The organism is Geobacillus sp. YHL, assembly GCF_022341265.1.
Classification (GTDB): Bacteria; Bacillota; Bacilli; order Bacillales; family Anoxybacillaceae; genus Geobacillus; species Geobacillus thermoleovorans.
Map to the genome: position 1 here is coordinate 132,138 of NZ_JAEIGB010000006.1, position 18,488 is coordinate 150,625.

General features: G+C 55.1%; 21 protein-coding genes and 1 pseudogene. All 22 read left to right on the forward strand.

Annotated features, from left to right (window positions below; translation table 11 throughout):
• Positions 1–48: 48 nt before the first annotated feature.
• Complete coding sequence (gene spoIIR, locus JCR24_RS08130) at positions 49–912, forward strand: stage II sporulation protein R (RefSeq protein ID WP_238980447.1); 864 nt, start codon at positions 49–51, stop codon at positions 910–912.
• A gap of 129 nt (positions 913–1,041) precedes the next feature.
• The gene (locus tag JCR24_RS08135; protein ID WP_238980441.1) at positions 1,042–2,109 is read left to right on the forward strand and encodes an L-threonylcarbamoyladenylate synthase; all 1,068 of its coding nucleotides are present in this window, start codon (positions 1,042–1,044) and stop codon (positions 2,107–2,109) included.
• A gap of 412 nt (positions 2,110–2,521) precedes the next feature.
• Positions 2,522–3,073: a manganese efflux pump MntP gene (locus tag JCR24_RS08140; protein WP_011232841.1), complete on the forward strand. Its 552-nt coding sequence runs from the start codon at positions 2,522–2,524 to the stop codon at positions 3,071–3,073.
• 254 nt (positions 3,074–3,327) lie between these two features.
• A complete protein-coding gene (locus JCR24_RS08145) occupies positions 3,328–3,774 on the forward strand; it encodes a low molecular weight protein arginine phosphatase (protein ID WP_011232840.1) in 447 nt (148 codons plus the stop codon).
• Between the two features lie 25 nt (positions 3,775–3,799).
• Positions 3,800–5,089, forward strand: coding sequence for a methyl-accepting chemotaxis protein (locus JCR24_RS08150; protein WP_011232839.1), 1,290 nt, complete (start codon positions 3,800–3,802; stop codon positions 5,087–5,089).
• A gap of 95 nt (positions 5,090–5,184) precedes the next feature.
• Entirely contained in the window at positions 5,185–5,631 is a 447-nt protein-coding gene (rpiB, locus tag JCR24_RS08155; protein WP_011232838.1) for a ribose 5-phosphate isomerase B, read from the forward strand.
• Positions 5,632–6,400: 769 nt separating this feature from the next.
• Positions 6,401–6,979 (forward strand): TIGR01440 family protein, encoded by a 579-nt coding sequence (locus tag JCR24_RS08160; protein WP_013524809.1) that lies wholly within the window; start codon positions 6,401–6,403, stop codon positions 6,977–6,979.
• A 92-nt stretch (positions 6,980–7,071) separates the two neighbouring features.
• A complete protein-coding gene (gene glyA, locus JCR24_RS08165; RefSeq protein ID WP_011232836.1) occupies positions 7,072–8,310 on the forward strand; it encodes a serine hydroxymethyltransferase in 1,239 nt (412 codons plus the stop codon).
• Positions 8,311–8,461: 151 nt separating this feature from the next.
• Positions 8,462–9,091: a uracil phosphoribosyltransferase gene (upp, locus tag JCR24_RS08170; protein ID WP_011232835.1), complete on the forward strand. Its 630-nt coding sequence runs from the start codon at positions 8,462–8,464 to the stop codon at positions 9,089–9,091.
• Positions 9,092–9,697: 606 nt separating this feature from the next.
• Positions 9,698–9,922 carry an AtpZ/AtpI family protein gene (locus JCR24_RS08175; RefSeq protein ID WP_119877736.1) on the forward strand — a complete coding sequence of 75 codons (225 nt, stop codon included), beginning with the start codon at positions 9,698–9,700 and terminating at the stop codon, positions 9,920–9,922.
• A gap of 1 nt (position 9,923) precedes the next feature.
• Positions 9,924–10,307, forward strand: a complete 384-nt coding sequence (locus JCR24_RS08180) for an ATP synthase subunit I (RefSeq protein ID WP_011232832.1) — start codon at positions 9,924–9,926, stop codon at positions 10,305–10,307.
• Between the two features lie 17 nt (positions 10,308–10,324).
• A complete protein-coding gene (atpB, locus tag JCR24_RS08185) occupies positions 10,325–11,038 on the forward strand; it encodes a F0F1 ATP synthase subunit A (protein ID WP_011232831.1) in 714 nt (237 codons plus the stop codon).
• A 71-nt stretch (positions 11,039–11,109) separates the two neighbouring features.
• Complete coding sequence (gene atpE, locus JCR24_RS08190; RefSeq protein WP_011232830.1) at positions 11,110–11,328, forward strand: F0F1 ATP synthase subunit C; 219 nt, start codon at positions 11,110–11,112, stop codon at positions 11,326–11,328.
• Between the two features lie 120 nt (positions 11,329–11,448).
• Positions 11,449–11,982, forward strand: a complete 534-nt coding sequence (locus JCR24_RS08195; protein WP_171660741.1) for a F0F1 ATP synthase subunit B — start codon at positions 11,449–11,451, stop codon at positions 11,980–11,982.
• A complete protein-coding gene (locus tag JCR24_RS08200) occupies positions 11,979–12,515 on the forward strand; it encodes a F0F1 ATP synthase subunit delta (RefSeq protein ID WP_238980442.1) in 537 nt (178 codons plus the stop codon). Before JCR24_RS08195 ends, JCR24_RS08200 begins: the two co-directional genes overlap by 4 nt.
• Before the next feature lie 24 nt (positions 12,516–12,539).
• Positions 12,540–14,048, forward strand: coding sequence for a F0F1 ATP synthase subunit alpha (gene atpA / locus JCR24_RS08205; protein WP_238980443.1), 1,509 nt, complete (start codon positions 12,540–12,542; stop codon positions 14,046–14,048).
• A gap of 67 nt (positions 14,049–14,115) precedes the next feature.
• Positions 14,116–14,973: an ATP synthase F1 subunit gamma gene (gene atpG / locus JCR24_RS08210; protein WP_011232826.1), complete on the forward strand. Its 858-nt coding sequence runs from the start codon at positions 14,116–14,118 to the stop codon at positions 14,971–14,973.
• Between the two features lie 27 nt (positions 14,974–15,000).
• Positions 15,001–16,422 (forward strand): F0F1 ATP synthase subunit beta, encoded by a 1,422-nt coding sequence (atpD, locus tag JCR24_RS08215; protein WP_011232825.1) that lies wholly within the window; start codon positions 15,001–15,003, stop codon positions 16,420–16,422.
• Positions 16,423–16,444: 22 nt separating this feature from the next.
• Positions 16,445–16,846 (forward strand): F0F1 ATP synthase subunit epsilon, encoded by a 402-nt coding sequence (locus JCR24_RS08220; RefSeq protein ID WP_011232824.1) that lies wholly within the window; start codon positions 16,445–16,447, stop codon positions 16,844–16,846.
• A gap of 273 nt (positions 16,847–17,119) precedes the next feature.
• On the forward strand, positions 17,120–17,488 hold the full coding sequence (locus JCR24_RS08225) for an NADH-quinone oxidoreductase subunit A (RefSeq protein ID WP_011232823.1): 369 nt from the start codon (positions 17,120–17,122) through the stop codon (positions 17,486–17,488).
• A complete protein-coding gene (locus JCR24_RS08230; protein WP_011232822.1) occupies positions 17,479–17,991 on the forward strand; it encodes a NuoB/complex I 20 kDa subunit family protein in 513 nt (170 codons plus the stop codon). Before JCR24_RS08225 ends, JCR24_RS08230 begins: the two co-directional genes overlap by 10 nt.
• Before the next feature lie 3 nt (positions 17,992–17,994).
• Positions 17,995–18,488 (forward strand): annotated as a pseudogene (locus JCR24_RS08235) (NADH-quinone oxidoreductase subunit C); the annotation flags it as partial.

Below are 18,488 nucleotides of genomic sequence, written 5' to 3' on the forward strand. Positions count from 1 at the left end.
TAAAAACGAGCGGCGCCGTCCACAATGAAAGGTGAAAGGACGGTGCCGATGATGACCATCAAAGGAAATGCCATTGCCATATGTTTATATATCATTCTATTAACGACAGGCGTACTCGTCGAGCTGTACGGCCACAAGACGGACGCCGGGGCGAACGCGGCGGTCGCCATCCCTGATGAGGCAATCCGCTTGCGCATTTTAGCCAACAGCGACGCCGATGAAGACCAACAATTGAAGCGAAAAGTGCGTGATGCGGTCAATGCGCAAATCAACGGCTGGGTGGCCGAACTCACTTCGTTTGAGGAAGCAAAGCGCGTCATCCGCTCTCACCTGCCGGACATCGAGCGGACGGTCGCCTGCGTGTTGCGCGATGAACAAAGCAATCAAACGTACAAAGTGGAGTTTGGCCCGGTTCATTTTCCGACGAAAGTGTACGGCAACTACGTATATCCGGCTGGCATCTATGATGCCGTGCTGATCACACTTGGGGAAGGAAAAGGAGCAAACTGGTGGTGCGTTCTGTTCCCGCCGCTTTGTTTTCTCGATTTTTCCAACAGCGATGCCGTCATGATGGAGGCGAACCGATCGCCTGCAGGAACGAATGAACCGGTGTCGGCTGAGAGCGTCCGGTCAATGGAAGCCGGGTCGAAGCAAAACAGCGAGTCGGCCGAAGCGGAAGCTGAGGCGATGCGAAGCGGCGAGCAGGCCATCGAGCGGGACGAACCGAAAGAGGAGAGGGGTGCGATGGCGGAAACCGAAGATCGCGCCGCTTCGTCCATCCATGCGGATGGCGAGAAAGACAAAGGGCACACTGATGATCAAGAATCGTCCTTCGTCGTCATGGCCGAGCCGGAACAGCCGGTGGAAGTAAAATTTTTCTTCAAAGAGTGGCTCAGCCATCTCATTCCATAAGCATCTATCCACAAAGTTATCCACAAAAATAACAAGTTTATTCACAATTTGTGTATAACTGTGGAAAGGCATCGGGCGGCGATCTGACGCTTGTAAAAAAAGCCGCCATTTTCAAGGCGAATCACGGCGATGGAGAAGGTGAAACGATTGAAAACGCGTGTTTGGGTTGTGGATAATATTGTTGATAAACAGCAAGTTTATCCACAAATACGAGAGGCGGTTGAATGGCTGCGGGCCGGGGAAGTCATCGCATTCCCGACGGAAACGGTGTACGGGTTGGGGGCCGATGCGGCCAATACAGCCGCGGTGGAAAAAATTTTCGCCGCCAAAGGGCGGCCGAGCGACAATCCGCTCATCGTTCATGTCGCCAGCATGGCCCAAGCGGAGGCGGTAGCCGCCTCGATCCCGCCGATGGCGAAAACGTTGATGGAGCGGTTTTGGCCGGGGCCGCTCACGTTAGTATTGCCAAAACGGGCCAAAGCGGTGTCTGAACGGGTGACGGCTGGGCTGCCGACGGTGGCGGTGCGCATGCCGGATCACCCGCTGGCGCTGGCGTTGATCGAGGCGAGCGGCTTGGCGTTGGCCGCCCCGAGCGCGAATCGGTCAGGAAGGCCGAGTCCGACGACGGCGGCGCACGTGCTTGCCGATTTAGACGGGCGGATCGCCGGGGTGATCGACGGCGGGCCGACCGGCGTGGGCGTTGAATCGACGGTGCTCGATTGCAGTGGGGGCGTGCCGACGATTTTGCGCCCGGGAGGGGTGACGAAAGAGGCGCTTATTGAAGCGATCGGCCGCGTTGAAGAGGCCGTTGCTGTGGACGACGAGGCGGCGCCGAAAGCGCCGGGGATGAAATATACGCATTATGCGCCGAAAGCGCCGCTTTGGATCGTCGCCGGCCCGCCCGCGTTTTTGCAGCGGCTTGTCGATGAAAGCCGGGCGGAAGGGAAAACGGTCGGCGTGTTGACGACCGAGGAGAACTGGGATCAGTATGCGGCCGATGTCGTGCTGCCGTGCGGAACGCGCCAGGCGCTTGAGACGGTCGCGAGCCGGCTGTACGACACGCTGCGCCGATTTGATGAAACGAACGTCGATCTCATTTACAGCGAGGCGTTTCCGGAAGAAGGAATCGGCGCGGCGATCATGAACCGGCTCCGCAAAGCAGCCGGCGGACGCGCCATCAGCGAACAGCGGAAATGAAAGGACGGCCGTCTGTATAGATGCAGCGAACAAGTTTCACATATCCTGGTCGAAAAAGCAGCTTGTCTATTTTTTGACGGTCGGAGGCAAGCCGCAGGCTTCTTCGTCGCGCCTTGGCGTGACGGAAGACCGAACGGAAACGCGCTTCACAGATCCATGTATGGGTTTGGAAGCGGCGTTGTTCGGTCGTGCGACAGTCGAGAAAACGGCTCTGCAAACGGTAAGGTTCAAATTGCAACTAGAGGATTTGGGGGATGCCGTTTCCAAGCGCTAAACCGGTCTGTTGTGGACCGGTTTTTTCTTTTCCGTCCGCCCGTCAATCAGGCGGCGCCCATTGGCTGCCCGCTCTGCTTCTAAACTGCCCTGGACGTGCATATGTTTAGCAATAAGGCCGGTCCGGGAGGGAAGAAACATGGGCGCATTCATCGGCGAAATCATCGCGCTGTCAATGATGGCGCTGGCGCTGGGCATGGACGCGTTTTCAGTCGCTTTAGGAATGGGGCTGTTGCGCCTCCGGCTGCGGCAAATGTTTTATATCGGGTTGACGATCGGCTTGTTTCATATTCTCATGCCGCTTGCTGGCATGGCGGTCGGCCGCCTGCTGTCGCGCGAGTTCGGAAGTGTCGCGACATACGCGGGCGGGGCGCTGCTGTTATGGCTTGGCGGGCAAATGATCATCGCCTCGTTCCGGAGGGACGATGGCTCACCGCTGTTTCCTCGTGGGGTGGGGTTGCTTTTTTTTGCGTTCAGCGTCAGCCTAGACAGCTTTTCCGTCGGGCTGAGCCTCGGCATTTTCGGAGCGCGGACGATGGTGACGATTTTGCTGTTTGGTCTGTTCAGCATGGTGCTGACATGGGTTGGGCTTTTTGTCGGCCGCCATTTTCAGCAATGGCTCGGTTCTTACAGCGAAGCGCTCGGCGGCAGCATTTTGCTGGCGTTCGGGCTCAAGCTGCTTTTTCTATAAACGGCGGCAGGCGGTTTTCCTTCAGTGGAAAAAAGCGGACTGCCTGCTTTTTTTGCGGCTCTTCACCAAAAGTTGTACTTGATTTTTTCTGAACATACCCTATTTACGCTTGTGAGGGAAAATCAGCACTTTTTGCCTATCCTTACGCAGGAAACCGCATTGCTTGTCAAGTACATGTTGTGGTGAAGAGCCTTTTTTTGCTCTTTTCCCTATGGTATATTGATGGTAAGTCATTGATGTGAAGAGGTGGTTGTATGCCATACCGCATTTTGTTCGTCTGCACGGGCAATACGTGCCGAAGCCCGATGGCCGCTGCATTGTTGGAGAATAAGCAGCTGCCAGGCGTCGAGGTGAAATCGGCCGGCGTGTTTGCGGCGGAAGGGAGCGAGGCGTCGGTTCACGCCAAGACGGTGTTGAAGGAAAAAGGAATCGAAGCGGCCCACCGCTCCTCGCAGCTGAAAAAAGAGCATATCGACTGGGCGACGCACGTGCTGGCGATGACATCCGGCCATAAAGAAATGATCGTCGAGCGTTTCCCAGAAGCGAAGGACAAAACGTTTACGTTGAAGCAGTTCGTCTCGGGAACAGACGGCGACATCGCCGATCCGTTCGGCGGGCCGATTGAAGTGTACCGGGCGGCGCGCGATGAGCTGGAGACGCTCATTGACCGCTTGGCGGAAAAGTTGCAAACAGAACAATGAGGTTGAGAAGTGAGGGGGAACACAAATGGGGGGGACAAGTCATCGGTTCGGTTTGCGCCTGAAGCTCGTCGTCTTTACGACAGCGTTGGCGCTGATCACGTATTCAACGAGCGCCTTTTTCTTGTACGTTTTGTATGATCAGTGGTTCGCCTCATGGAACAAAAGCGTGTTCACGATGATCGTGTTGCTCCTTGGCATCTTTTGGTCCGGAGTGCTTGCCTATTTGGCCGCTGGCTGGATTACAAGGCCGCTGCAACGGCTCGAGGAAGCGGCGGCAAAGGCGACGGAAGGGCATATCGATGAGGATGTTCCGCTGCCCTCTTCCCATGACGAAATTCGCTCGCTGGCTGTCGCGTTCAACCGGATGCTCGGCCATTTGCGCGCAGTCGTCGCCAATGTGGAAGAGAGCGCAGCGCGCACGACTGAAAAGACGGCGGAAATGAGGCAGGCGTCCGAAACAGCGTCAAACCGTGCACGCGATATTGCAGCGACCATTGACGACATTTCCAAAGGGGCGGCGTCTTCGGCCGAGGCGATTCAAGAGGCGGCTGCGGCGGCCGAGGATGTGCTCGCCATCGCAGTACAAGTAAAAGAAACAGCCGAGCGTGCGGAACAGTCGGTATATGGGATGGCCGAAACGCTGAAGGCAAGCCGCGATATCACCCATTCGCTTGTCAGCGGCATCGATCAGCTGGCTGACGATCAAGAACTGTCGCGGGCGGCTGTCAAGCAGCTCGAAGCACACGCCAATCAAATCGGCAACATTACGTTGCTTGTCGCGGACATCGCTGAACAGACGAACTTGCTTGCGCTCAATGCTTCCATTGAGGCAGCCCGCGCCGGCGAGCACGGCCGGGGGTTTGCCGTCGTCGCTGAGGAAGTGCGCAAGCTGGCTGATGAGAGCGCCAAGGCGGTCAAGAAAATCGCGGAACTGGTCGGCAACATTCAAAATGAAGTCGCCCGTGTGGTGGCGCAAATGGACAAGCAGGTGGCCGCCGCAAACGCTGAGGCGGCCAAAGGGGAGCGCACGAATGAGGCCATTGCGGCCATGGCGGCCTCAGCTGATGAAGTGATCCGCGCCGTCCATGACATCGCTGAGTTGGCGAAGCGTCAAATGGGGCATATGAAGCGGGCCGCGGCGCAGACGCAAGAAGTGGCGGCGATTGCTGAGCAGACGTCCGCCGGCGCGCTCGAAGTTGCGGCGGCGACCGAGGAGCAGGCCGCATCGATCAACGATGTGCATAAACTGGCTGGCGAGTTGGTTGAACAGGCCGAACAATTGCAGGCGGCTGTCGCCCGGTTCCGCACCCGTTGATGCACATGCAAATATGATTCATCGAAAGGAGGAAGGGCGATTCCTCCCTGGCTTTCGCTATCACTGCGAAGCCTAGGGCTCCCCGCCCGAACGTGATGAAAGTCGCTATTGCTTCTGACCATGGTGGAATTCGCATTCGTGAGGAAATTAAAGCACTGTTGGATGAAATGGGAATCGAGTACACCGATTTTGGCTGCGATTGTGAAACATCGGTCGATTACCCGGATTACGCGCTTCCCGTCGCTGAAAAAGTGGCGCGCGGCGAATTTGATCGCGGCATTTTGATCTGCGGCACCGGCATCGGCATGACGATCGCCGCCAACAAAGTGAAAGGGGTGCGCTGCGCCCTTTGCCACGACGTCTACAGCGCCAAGCTGACGCGCATGCATAACGACAGCAACATTCTCGCGATGGGGGAGCGCGTCATCGGCCCCGGCCTGGCGCGCGAAATCGCCAAGGCATGGCTTGAGACCGAATTTGAAGGCGGACGCCATGCGCGGCGAATCGGCAAAATCGCCGAGTATGAAAATAAGCATTTGTAGGCGGAACCAGGGCCGCATCGGAGCGGATGCGGCCTGTGGGCCATAAGCGGGAGACGCCGTGCAGCCCCATGCCGGCCGTGGGCGTCTTGCTTCATGAGAATGGCGGCAGCAAGGGAGTGTATAGAGATGCAACGAAATCGTTTAACATATTCTTGACGGAAAAGTGGCTCATCCATTTTTGACTGTCGAAGGCAAGCCATAGGCTTGCCTCTGTCACGCTAAGGCGTGACGAAAGACCGAACAACGACTCGCTTCACAGACCCATTCATGGGTCTTTAAGCGGTGTTGTTCGGTCACTCGACAGTCGGATGAAATGATCGGTAAAAACGAAGAATGTAAAAACTTTCAATTGCATTTATATAATTTTGCTGTTTTGGTAAGACAGCTGAACCGTGGGACGCACGGGGATGGCTTGGTGAACAGCCTGCCGCAGGGCGGGTGTTCCCAAGAATCTCCCACCTCTAAGCGTGAGCGTAGGTGGGAGAGCGTTCAAAAAGTCAGGCGTGTTGATTAATCAATAAAAACCTGTTGAGAAGGCTCTGTTCCCAGCTTTTCTGCTGTAGTCGGCAAGCGTTTCGTTCTCTTCACTTGAGAACTGTCGATTCAGGGGAAACGGTTGTTTTTTCATCAGCCTTCTAGGAAAACTCCATATTCGTGAGTATCGCAGGCATCCCCGGAGCCGGACCCGGTTTTGACGAATCACCGTCGAAAGTGCCAGTGTTCGTCAACGGCAGCGTGGATAAAAACGAACGAAGGAGGGGAAGAGGACATGGACGCACGATTGACCGAATGGCGGCAGCAATGGCAAGCCATCTTGCATGAGTTTCGCAAACAGGCTCCGCTTGGCCGCGGCGATGTCGTTGTGATCGGCTGCAGTACGAGCGAGGTGCTTGGCGAGCGGATCGGCACGGCTGGATCGATGGACGTTGCCGCCATGCTGTTTGCCGAGCTTGACGCGTGGCGGCGCGAAACCGGCATTGCGCTCGCGTTTCAATGTTGTGAACATTTAAATCGGGCGCTTGTTGTCGAACGGGAAACCGCCAAAACTCACGGGCTGGAGATCGTTTCGGTCGTTCCGGTGCCGAAAGCGGGTGGGGCGATGGCCGCCTACGCCTATCGAAAGTTCGCTGACCCGGTCGTTGTCGAGGCGATTCGCGCCGATGCCGGCATTGACATCGGCCATACGCTCATCGGTATGCATTTGAAGCCGGTTGCCGTTCCCGTGCGCGTTTCGGTGAAGCACATTGGATCGGCGTGCGTGACGCTGGCGAAAACGCGGCCGAAGCTGATCGGCGGCGCCCGAGCGGTCTACTCGTTGGAAAATCCGAATGATTCCTGTTCTTTCTAGCGGTTTCATTCATTTTTTCTTTGAATTTGCCTAGCTGAAGCTGATAAAATAAAAACGAATATTCACTGATTTCGCATAAGGGGGAGCTATTGATGAATTACTTGCCACAACAAGATCCGCAAGTGTTCGCCGCTATTGAGCAAGAGCGGAAGCGGCAACATGCGAAAATTGAACTGATCGCCTCGGAAAACTTTGTCAGCCGCGCGGTCATGGAAGCGCAAGGGTCGGTGCTGACGAACAAATATGCGGAAGGCTATCCGGGACGCCGCTACTACGGCGGTTGTGAATATGTCGACATCGTCGAAGATTTGGCGCGCGAGCGAGCGAAGCAGTTGTTTGGAGCGGAGCATGTGAACGTCCAGCCGCACTCCGGGGCGCAGGCGAACATGGCCGTTTATTTCACCGTTCTTGAGCACGGCGACACGGTGCTTGGCATGAACTTGTCGCACGGCGGCCATTTGACGCACGGCAGCCCGGTCAATTTCAGCGGCATTCAGTACAATTTTGTCGAATACGGCGTCGATCCGGAAACGCATGTCATTGACTATGACGACGTGCGCGAAAAAGCGCGCCTTCACCGGCCGAAGTTGATCGTCGCCGGCGCGAGCGCCTATCCGCGCATCATCGACTTCGCCAAGTTCCGCGAGATTGCCGATGAAGTCGGCGCCTATTTAATGGTTGACATGGCCCATATTGCCGGTCTTGTTGCGGCAGGTGTTCATCCGAATCCAGTGCCGTACGCCCATTTCGTTACGACGACGACGCACAAAACGCTGCGCGGTCCGCGCGGCGGGATGATTTTATGCCAGGAGCAGTTCGCCAAACAGATCGACAAAGCCATTTTCCCTGGCATTCAAGGCGGCCCGCTCATGCATGTCATTGCCGCCAAAGCCGTCGCGCTCGGCGAAGCGTTGCAAGACGACTTTAAAGTCTACGCGAAGCGCGTCGTGGAGAATGCCAAACGGCTCGCAGCCGCCTTGCAAAACGAAGGATTCACTCTCATTTCCGGCGGCACGGACAACCATTTGCTGCTTGTCGATTTGCGCCCGCAGCAGCTGACCGGGAAAACGGCGGAAAAAGTGCTCGATGAAGTCGGGATTACCGTCAACAAAAACACGATTCCGTACGATCCGGAAAGCCCGTTTGTCACGAGCGGCATCCGCATCGGCACGGCCGCCGTCACCACACGCGGCTTCGGATTGGAAGAGATGGACGAAATCGCCGCCATCATCGGCCTTGTGCTGAAAAACGTCGGCAGCGAACAAGCGCTTGAGGAAGCGCGCCAACGCGTCGCCGCTTTGACGGAAAAGTTTCCGCTCTATCAAGACTAAGCGCCGCCGCTTCGTCCGAAACCGTACGGTGCACCGCCTCCGGATTTGGCGGTGCGCCTTTTTCCGTTCGTTCGGCAGTTGAATAGGCGCTCGTTTTCCAGTAGAATGTATAGAAGTGCAGCGCATACATACGGAAGAGGAGAGTTGACCCATGGGAAAAGTGTACGTCTTTGATCATCCGCTCATCCAGCATAAATTGACCTACATTCGCGACAAGAATACGGGCACGAAAGAATTTCGCGAGCTTGTCGACGAAGTGGCGACGTTGATGGCGTTTGAAATTACACGCGATCTGCCGCTTGAGGAAGTCGAGATCGAAACCCCCGTCAGTAAAGCCAGAGCGAAAGTGATCGCCGGCAAAAAACTGGGCGTCATTCCGATTTTGCGCGCCGGCATCGGCATGGTTGACGGCATCCTGAAGCTCATCCCGGCGGCGAAAGTCGGCCATATCGGCTTGTACCGCGATCCCCAAACATTAAAGCCGGTCGAATATTACGTCAAGCTGCCGAGCGATGTCGAAGAGCGCGATTTTATCATCGTCGACCCGATGCTCGCAACCGGCGGATCAGCGGTGGCGGCGATCGATGCGCTGAAAAAGCGGGGAGCGAAAAGCATTAAATTTATGTGCCTGATCGCGGCGCCGGAAGGAGTCAAAGCGGTGGAAACGGCCCACCCGGATGTGGACATTTACATCGCTGCCCTTGATGAGCGGTTGAACGACCACGGCTATATTGTCCCTGGTCTCGGCGACGCCGGCGACCGGCTGTTTGGCACAAAATAACAGTTGCAAGGCGCCCCGCGCCGCGCGGGGTTCGCATTCCATCGAGCGGCGGAGAGGGTGCCTTGCCCATGCGTCAGTTAAGCGCTTGCATCGAATAGGCCGCGGCAGAAAGATGGCGCTGAGAAACCGCTCCGTTTGCAAAGCCAAGTATATATATTATAGATGCAACGAAGAAGTTTAACATATCCTTGACGGAAAAGCGGTTTGCCCCTTTTCGACTGTCGGAGGAAAGCCACAGGCTTCTCCGTCACGCCTTGGCGTGACGGAGGACCGAACAACCGCCTGCTTCACAGACCCATATATGGGTCTGGAAGCGGCGTTGTTCGGTCGCCCGACAGTCGATCAAATACTCGGTAAAAACTGCAAATGGTAAAGCTTCAAATTGCATCTATATAGAATCATGAAAAGGAAAATAGGCTAAAAATAAAATATATCATTATACATCATCATTGTGAGAAGAAAATGAGAAATTGTCACAAATTATTAATATTTGCCCTATGTGAATGAGGTTTTACGTGGAAACACATTGACATTGACCAGGCCGTATTGTATCCTTTACAAGGGGTAGATTAAGAAGGTTTTCATTATGTTAAAGGGTGTGTTGGCATGTCCCCAAAACAGCGCCACCCGTTTCAAGCCATGGCGTTGATGTCCGCCATCGTCTCCCAACTTGTCGGTTCGATTTTGGTCGGCGTTTTCGGCGGGAGATGGATCGATGATCGATTTGGCACCGAGCCGATCTTTTTGATCGTCGGCCTTTTGCTCGGACTGGCGGCCGGCGTGTATGCCATGTTGCGCTTGATCCGCCAATATTTCTCTGAGGAGCAATAAAATGGGAAGTCTTCAAACGGTGTTTTTGCGGCAAGTTAGGTACATATTGTATTTGCTCGCCATCTATACGCTCGGCTTTGGATTTACGCCGTATAAAACCGTTTTTCTCAGCTTGATTCTCGGCACATCGATCAGCCTCCTCATGGTTTGGAACTTAACCTGGAAAATCGAAAAATTCGGACAAGCGGTGGCGGCGCGCAAAAAAGTGCGCACATTAGGCACCTTATCGCGTTTGGCGCTTGCCGCGTTGGCTGCTGTCATTGTTCTGACGTATCCGCAATATTTCCATATCGTGCCAACCGTTTTGGGATTAATGACATCCTACATTGTCATTATAATAGATTTCTTCTTTCACAAATGGAAAAACGACAAGCTGCAGGTATGAAAGCGAGGTGAGAGAGGATGGAGCATAAAGCGCCGCTTGTCGAATTTTTAGGCCTTACGTTTAATTTATCTGATATGTTGATGATTACGATCACGAGCTTGATCGTTTTCATCATTGCTGTTGCGGCTACTCGCTCGCTTCAGCTGCGCCCGACGGGGATGCAAAACTTTATGGAGTGGGTCTTTGACTTTGTCAGAGGCATCATTAACAGCACGATGGATTGGCAAACGGGCGGCCGCTTTTTGACGCTGGGCGTCACGCTCATCATGTATGTGTTTGTGGCCAATATGCTTGGACTGCCGTTTTCCGTCCACGTAAACGGTGAACTTTGGTGGAAATCGCCGACCGCGGATGCGACCGTTACGTTGACGCTGGCGGTGATGGTCGTCGGCCTCACCCACTACTATGGCGTCAAAATGAAAGGGGCGTCCGACTATTTGCGCGATTACACCCGTCCAGTCGCCTGGTTGTTCCCGCTTAAAATCATCGAAGAGTTTGCCAACACGCTGACGCTCGGTTTGCGTCTTTTCGGGAACATTTACGCTGGGGAAATTTTGCTTGGCTTGCTCGCCAGCCTTGGCACGCATTACGGTGTGCTTGGCGCTGTTGGCGCAGCCATCCCGATGATGGTGTGGCAAGCGTTCAGTATTTTTGTCGGAACGATTCAGGCGTTCATTTTTACGATGTTAACCATGGTTTATATGGCTCATAAGGTCAGTCATGACCATTGAGCATTCCTTTTCATTAGAGCAAGACTTGAATGAAACATTACTTTAAACATTGCGAAGGAGGATCTATCAACATGAGTTTGGGTGTACTTGCAGCTGCGATTGCGGTAGGTTTGGGGGCGTTAGGCGCCGGCATCGGCAACGGGTTGATCGTCAGCCGTACCATCGAAGGGATTGCTCGTCAACCAGAATTGCGTCCGGTTTTGCAAACGACGATGTTCATCGGGGTCGCGTTGGTTGAGGCGCTTCCGATCATCGGTGTCGTCTTCTCGTTCATTTACTTAGGTCGATAAGAAATCGATATGGAAAGTGATGGCGAAGTTCGTGTCAACGACCACCTTCGCCATTCCTTTATGTGCGGTTTTGCGAGATCGCGTCGGTGCGATAGCTGTCGAAAGGAGTGAAACGCGGTGTTGTGGAAGGCAAACGTATGGGTGCTCGGCGAAGCGGCGCATGGCATCAGCGGCGGCACGATTATTTACCAATTGCTGATGTTCATCATTTTGCTGGCCTTGTTGCGCAAATTCGCTTGGCAGCCGTTAATGAATATCATGAAACAACGTGAAGAACATATCGCGAACGAAATCGACCAGGCGGAAAAACGCCGTCAAGAAGCAGAAAAACTTCTTGAAGAACAGCGCGAACTGATGAAGCAGTCGCGCCAAGAAGCGCAAGCGCTCATTGAAAACGCGCGCAAGCTGGCTGAAGAGCAGAAAGAACAAATTGTCGCCTCGGCCCGTGCGGAAGCGGAACGGGTGAAAGAAGCGGCGAAAAAAGAAATCGAGCGTGAAAAAGAACAGGCGATGGCCGCGCTCCGCGAACAAGTGGCCTCGTTGTCTGTCTTGATCGCCTCAAAAGTGATTGAAAAAGAGCTGACCGAGCAAGATCAACGCAAGCTGATCGAAGCGTACATCAAAGACGTTCAAGAGGCAGGAGGAGCGCGATGAACCAAGAAGTGATCGCCAAACGGTACGCGTCCGCTTTGTTCCAAATCGCGCTCGAACAAGGACAGCTTGATCGAATCGAAGAAGATGTTCGCGCCGTGCGCCAGGCGTTGGCGGAAAACGGCGAGTTTTTATCGCTTCTTTCGTATCCGAAACTTTCCTTGGATCAGAAAAAAGCGCTCATCCGCGAAGCGTTCGCCGGTGTGTCCACCCCGGTGCAAAACACGCTTCTCCTTCTTCTGGAGCGCCATCGCTTCGGCCTTGTGCCTGAGCTGGCGGAACAGTTTCTCGCCCTCGTCGACGATGCGCGCGGCATCGCCAAGGCGGTCGCCTATTCGGCACGGCCATTGACGGATGAAGAACTGGGGGCACTCTCTGACGTCTTTGCCCAAAAAGTTGGCAAACAGACGCTTGAGATTGAAAATATCATCGATCCGGAACTCATCGGCGGCGTGAAGCTGCGCATCGGCAACCGCATTTACGATGGCAGCGTCAGCGGACAGCTTGAACGGATCCGGCGGCAGTTGATCGGCTAACATTTGGAGATAGGGGTGAAAGGCATGAGCATTCGAGCGGAGGAAATCAGCGCGCTCATTAAGCAGCAGATTGAAAACTACGAATCGCAAATTCAGGTGAGCGACGTCGGCACCGTCATCCAAGTCGGCGACGGGATCGCGCGCGCTCATGGGCTCGATAACGTCATGTCCGGCGAGCTCGTCGAGTTTGCCAACGGCGTCATGGGCATGGCGCTCAACTTGGAAGAAAACAACGTCGGTATCGTTATTTTAGGACCGTACACCGGCATTAAAGAAGGGGACGAAGTGCGCCGTACCGGACGGATCATGGAAGTGCCCGTTGGGGAAGCGCTCATCGGCCGCGTCGTCAACCCACTCGGTCAGCCTGTTGACGGATTAGGGCCGGTGGAAACGACCGAAACGCGCCCGATCGAAAGCCCGGCGCCGGGCGTTATGGACCGGAGATCGGTGCATGAGCCGCTGCAAACCGGGATCAAAGCGATTGACGCGCTCGTGCCGATCGGCCGCGGTCAGCGCGAGCTCATCATCGGCGACCGACAAACGGGGAAAACGTCTGTCGCGATTGATACGATCATCAACCAAAAAGATCAAAACATGATTTGTATTTATGTCGCCATCGGGCAAAAGGAATCGACGGTCCGGACGGTTGTCGAAACGCTCCGCAAACACGGCGCGCTCGACTATACGATCGTCGTCACCGCTTCGGCGTCGCAGCCGGCTCCGCTTTTGTTCTTGGCGCCGTATGCCGGCGTATCGATGGGCGAGTATTTCATGTACAAAGGCCAACACGTGCTCGTGGTCTATGACGATTTGTCGAAACAAGCGGCGGCGTACCGCGAATTGTCGCTCTTGCTTCGCCGTCCGCCGGGCCGTGAAGCGTATCCGGGGGATATTTTCTACTTGCACTCCCGCCTGCTTGAGCGCGCAGCGAAATTGAGCGATGCCAAAGGCGGCGGTTCCTTGACCGCGCTTCCGTTCGTCGAAACGCAAGCGGGCGATATTTCCGCGTACATTCCGACGAACGTCATCTCGATTACGGACGGGCAAATTTTCTTGCAATCGGACTTGTTCTTCTCCGGCGTCCGCCCAGCGATCAACGCAGGGTTGTCCGTTTCGCGCGTCGGTGGGGCAGCGCAAATCAAAGCGATGAAAAAAGTAGCCGGGACGCTCCGTTTGGACTTGGCCGCTTACCGTGAGCTGGAGGCGTTCGCCCAATTCGGCTCCGACCTCGACAAGGCGACGCAAGCGAAGCTCGCCCGCGGGGCGCGCACGGTCGAAGTGCTGAAGCAAGATTTGCATCAGCCGATTCCGGTCGAAAAACAAGTGTTGATCATCTATGCATTGACGCGCGGCTTTTTGGACGACATTCCGGTTGAAGATGTGCGCCGTTTCGAGAAAGAGTTTTACTTGTGGCTCGACCAAAACGGCCAACACTTGCTTGAGCACATCCGCACGACGAAAGATCTTCCGAACGAAGACGATCTCAATAAAGCGATCGAAGCGTTCAAGAAAACGTTTGTCGTTTCACAATAAGGCCGGCGGGGGCATATCGCCCCCTCACGCCTGTTAGAACCCGTGCAGCAAAAAGGTGGTGAAACCTTTGGCATCGTTACGCGATATTAAAACGCGCATCAATGCGACGAAGAAGACAAGCCAAATTACAAAAGCGATGGAAATGGTCTCGACGTCGAAGCTGAACCGAGCGGAGCAAAACGCGAAATCGTTCGTTCCATATATGGAGAAAATTCAAGAAGTCGTGGCCAATGTGGCGCTTGGCGCCGGGGGGGCTTCGCATCCGATGCTCGTTTCGCGCCCGGTGAAAAAAACCGGGTATCTCGTGATCACGTCGGATCGCGGTCTGGCTGGCGCGTACAACAGCAACGTGCTGCGCCTCGTGTACCAAACGATCCAAAAACGCCATGCTTCTCCGGACGAATATGCGATCATCGTCATCGGCCGCGTCGGGTTGAGCTTTTTCCGCAAGCGGAACATGCCGGTCATTCTCGACATCACCCGCTTGCCGGACCAGCCGTCGTTTGCCGATATTAAAGAAATCGCCCGCAAAACGGTTGGGTTATTCGCCGACGGTACGTTTGACGAGCTGTATATGTATTACAACCATTACGTGAGCGCGATCCAGCAAGAGGTGACGGAACGGAAGCTTCTGCCGCTCACTGACTTGGCGGAGAATAAGCAGCGCACGGTGTACGAATTTGAACCGTCGCAAGAAGAAATTTTGGACGTCTTATTGCCGCAGTATGCGGAAAGCCTCATTTACGGCGCATTGCTCGATGCAAAAGCAAGCGAACACGCCGCCCGCATGACGGCGATGAAGAACGCAACGGACAATGCGAACGAGCTCATTCGCACATTGACGCTTTCCTACAACCGCGCTCGGCAAGCGGCGATTACGCAAGAAATTACGGAAATTGTCGCCGGAGCAAACGCCTTGCAATAGGGGACTAGCAAGTTAGGAGGGAAAACGATGACAAGAGGACGCGTTATCCAAGTCATGGGTCCGGTTGTAGACGTCAAGTTTGAGAACGGCCACTTGCCGGCGATCTACAACGCCCTGAAAATTCAACATAAAGCGCGCAACGAAAACGAAGTCGACATCGACTTGACATTGGAAGTCGCCTTGCACCTTGGCGATGATACAGTACGGACGATCGCGATGGCGTCCACAGACGGCCTCATCCGCGGCATGGAAGTCATCGATACCGGTGCACCGATTTCGGTGCCGGTCGGCGAAGTCACGCTTGGCCGCGTGTTCAACGTCTTGGGCGAGCCGATCGACTTGGAAGGCGACATTCCGGCTGACGCCCGCCGCGACCCGATTCACCGTCCGGCGCCAAAATTCGAGGAATTGGCGACGGAAGTCGAAATTTTGGAAACGGGGATTAAAGTCGTTGACTTGCTTGCCCCGTATATTAAAGGCGGAAAAATCGGTTTGTTCGGCGGCGCTGGCGTAGGAAAAACGGTCTTGATTCAAGAGCTGATCCACAACATCGCCCAAGAGCACGGCGGGATTTCCGTCTTTGCTGGCGTCGGCGAACGGACACGCGAAGGAAACGACTTGTACCATGAGATGAAAGATTCCGGCGTCATCAGCAAAACGGCCATGGTGTTCGGACAAATGAATGAGCCGCCGGGGGCGCGGATGCGCGTCGCCTTGACCGGCTTGACGATGGCCGAATACTTCCGTGATGAACAAGGCCAAGACGTGTTGCTCTTTATCGATAACATCTTCCGTTTCACGCAGGCCGGTTCGGAAGTGTCGGCGCTGTTAGGCCGCATGCCGTCGGCCGTTGGTTACCAACCGACATTGGCGACGGAGATGGGTCAATTGCAAGAGCGGATCACGTCGACGGCGAAAGGATCGATCACCTCGATTCAAGCGATTTACGTCCCGGCCGACGACTATACGGACCCGGCTCCGGCCACGACGTTCTCGCACTTGGATGCGACGACGAACCTGGAGCGGAAGCTCGCGGAAATGGGGATTTATCCGGCCGTTGACCCGCTCGCTTCGACATCGCGTGCGTTGGCGCCGGAAATCGTCGGCGAGGAGCACTACCAAGTCGCCCGCAAAGTGCAGCAAACGCTGCAACGTTATAAAGAATTGCAAGACATCATCGCCATCTTGGGGATGGATGAACTGTCGGATGAAGACAAACTCGTCGTTCATCGCGCCCGCCGCATCCAGTTCTTCTTGTCGCAAAACTTCCACGTGGCGGAGCAGTTCACGGGCCAACCGGGCTCCTACGTGCCGGTGAAAGAAACAGTGCGCGGCTTTAAAGAAATTTTGGAAGGCAAATACGACCATCTTCCGGAAGATGCGTTCCGCTTAGTCGGCCGCATTGAAGAAGTCGTTGAAAAAGCGAAAGCGATGGGTGTCGAAGTGTGACCCGGGATAGGGGGATTGGACAATGAAAACGATCCACGTGAGCGTCGTTACTCCTGATGGCCCGGTGTACGAAGACGATGTTGAGATGGTCAGCGTCAAAGCGAAAAGCGGCGAGCTCGGCATTTTGCCGGGGCACATTCCGCTTGTCGCCCCGCTCGAGATCAGCGCGGCCCGGCTGAAAAAAGGCGGCAAAACGCAATACATTGCCGTCAGCGGCGGCTTTTTGGAAGTCCGCCCGGACAAAGTGACGATTTTGGCTCAAGCTGCTGAACGGGCGGAGGACATTGACGTCCTCCGCGCCAAAGCGGCGAAAGAGCGGGCGGAGCGCCGCCTGCAAAGCCAGCAGGATGACATCGACTTCAAACGGGCCGAACTGGCGTTAAAACGCGCCATGAACCGTTTGAGCGTTGCGGAAATGAAGTAAAAAGCAGGGGAAAACTCCCCTGCTTTTTTTGATGAAAACGGAAGAATCGTCCGTCAAGGAGAGAGGCAAACGCTCTCTCTTTTTTCGTTCCTCGCATTCCGTCGCTTCAACAAAGATGAAGCGCTTACATGAATGGATACAGTGTTGACAGTGTTAACTTGAAGTTTTGCTGACACGGCTGGATATAAATGTTATAATGAAATCGAAGGAATTATTGAAAAATTTCATCATTAACACCATACGTATGTAGTAAACCGGAAGGGGGCGAGCTGGTTGAGCAACATCTATGCAAACAGTTATTTGATCATCTTCGTCTTCCTTTGCCTCGGTGTGTTGCTGCCGATCGGGGCGCTCACGGCCGGGCGGTGGCTGCGGCCGCACGTGCCGAGTGATGCAAAGGCGACAACGTATGAAAGCGGTAACAATCCCTTTCACGACTCGCGCGTTCAGTTCCAAGTTCGGTACTACCTATTTGCCTTGCTGTTTGTCATTTTCGATATCGAGACGGTGTTTTTGTACCCGTGGGCTGTTGTCTATGACCAACTCGGTTTGTTCGCGTTGGTGGAAATGATCATTTTCATCGTTTTGCTTGCCATTGGCCTTATCTATGCTTGGAAAAAGAAGGTGTTACGATGGATGTGAAATGGGAGGGTTTTTCTGGCGTCGAAATGGAAGAAGTGAAGCGAAACGTCTTTTTGACGACGTTGGAACAGTTGAAAGGATGGGCCCGAAGCAGTTCGCTTTGGCCGTTGACGTTCGGCCTTGCCTGTTGCGCTATCGAGATGATGGCGGTCGGCGGCGCCCATTACGACCTCGACCGGTTCGGTTCGTTTTTCCGCGCCTCGCCGCGGCAGGCGGACGTCATGATTGTCTCGGGCACGGTGACGAAAAAAATGGCGCCGCTCTTGCGCCGGTTGTATGACCAAATGCCCGAACCGAAATGGGTCATCGCCATGGGTTCGTGTGCGACAGCCGGCGGCCCGTACGTCAAATCGTACAGCGTCGTCAAAGGCGTCGACCAAATTGTCCCGGTGGACGTGTACATACCAGGCTGTCCGCCGAACCCGGCAGCGCTCATCTACGGTATTCATAAATTAAAAGAAAAAATCCGACTGGAAGCCAAAACGGGGAAGAAGGTGCTGTAACCGATGGATGAAGAAAAAGATTTGGCCCAGCGAAAAAAAGAAGCCGCTGAGCGGGCAAAACAACTGGCGCGCGAACGGCTCGCGGCTAGGCAGGCAGATGAACAGGCCAAGTCAGCCGCCGAAACGGGCAGTTTGAAAACGCCCCCGAATTCGAATGGCAGCCAGCTCGAAACAACGAAGGGAGAGGCAACGGAACCGGCATCGGCCGACGATCTTGCATTGGCGAAAAAACGAGCAGCCGAGGAAGCGCGGGCGAGGGCCGCCGAACTGCGAAGACAGCGGGAAGCAGCCGCGACAGGCGGCGCGACCGAAGGCGACCTCGAGGCGGCGAAGAGAAAGGCGGCGGAGGAAGCGCGGGCGAGGGCCGCCGAACTGCGAAGACAGCGCGAGGCCGCTGCGTCTGGTGCGGCGACCGAAGGCGACCTCGAGGCGGCGAAGAGAAAGGCGGCGGAGGAAGCGCGGGCGAGGGCGGCGGAACTGCGGAGACAGCGCGAGGC

What these genes read in the sequence shown, in the direction of transcription:
- JCR24_RS08175 (WP_119877736.1), top strand. Translation starts at nt 9,698, where the DNA reads ATGTCCCCAAAACAGCGCCACCCGTTTCAAGCCATGGCGTTGATGTCC.
- spoIIR (WP_238980447.1), top strand. Translation starts at nt 49, where the DNA reads ATGATGACCATCAAAGGAAATGCCATTGCCATATGTTTATATATCATT.
- upp (WP_011232835.1), top strand. Translation starts at nt 8,462, where the DNA reads ATGGGAAAAGTGTACGTCTTTGATCATCCGCTCATCCAGCATAAATTG.
- JCR24_RS08230 (WP_011232822.1), top strand. Translation starts at nt 17,479, where the DNA reads ATGGATGTGAAATGGGAGGGTTTTTCTGGCGTCGAAATGGAAGAAGTG.
- JCR24_RS08200 (WP_238980442.1), top strand. Translation starts at nt 11,979, where the DNA reads ATGAACCAAGAAGTGATCGCCAAACGGTACGCGTCCGCTTTGTTCCAA.
- JCR24_RS08140 (WP_011232841.1), top strand. Translation starts at nt 2,522, where the DNA reads ATGGGCGCATTCATCGGCGAAATCATCGCGCTGTCAATGATGGCGCTG.
- JCR24_RS08180 (WP_011232832.1), top strand. Translation starts at nt 9,924, where the DNA reads ATGGGAAGTCTTCAAACGGTGTTTTTGCGGCAAGTTAGGTACATATTG.
- JCR24_RS08145 (WP_011232840.1), top strand. Translation starts at nt 3,328, where the DNA reads ATGCCATACCGCATTTTGTTCGTCTGCACGGGCAATACGTGCCGAAGC.
- JCR24_RS08220 (WP_011232824.1), top strand. Translation starts at nt 16,445, where the DNA reads ATGAAAACGATCCACGTGAGCGTCGTTACTCCTGATGGCCCGGTGTAC.
- atpD (WP_011232825.1), top strand. Translation starts at nt 15,001, where the DNA reads ATGACAAGAGGACGCGTTATCCAAGTCATGGGTCCGGTTGTAGACGTC.
- JCR24_RS08160 (WP_013524809.1), top strand. Translation starts at nt 6,401, where the DNA reads ATGGACGCACGATTGACCGAATGGCGGCAGCAATGGCAAGCCATCTTG.
- JCR24_RS08135 (WP_238980441.1), top strand. Translation starts at nt 1,042, where the DNA reads ATGGAGAAGGTGAAACGATTGAAAACGCGTGTTTGGGTTGTGGATAAT.
- atpA (WP_238980443.1), top strand. Translation starts at nt 12,540, where the DNA reads ATGAGCATTCGAGCGGAGGAAATCAGCGCGCTCATTAAGCAGCAGATT.
- atpB (WP_011232831.1), top strand. Translation starts at nt 10,325, where the DNA reads ATGGAGCATAAAGCGCCGCTTGTCGAATTTTTAGGCCTTACGTTTAAT.
- atpE (WP_011232830.1), top strand. Translation starts at nt 11,110, where the DNA reads ATGAGTTTGGGTGTACTTGCAGCTGCGATTGCGGTAGGTTTGGGGGCG.
- JCR24_RS08150 (WP_011232839.1), top strand. Translation starts at nt 3,800, where the DNA reads ATGGGGGGGACAAGTCATCGGTTCGGTTTGCGCCTGAAGCTCGTCGTC.
- rpiB (WP_011232838.1), top strand. Translation starts at nt 5,185, where the DNA reads ATGAAAGTCGCTATTGCTTCTGACCATGGTGGAATTCGCATTCGTGAG.
- glyA (WP_011232836.1), top strand. Translation starts at nt 7,072, where the DNA reads ATGAATTACTTGCCACAACAAGATCCGCAAGTGTTCGCCGCTATTGAG.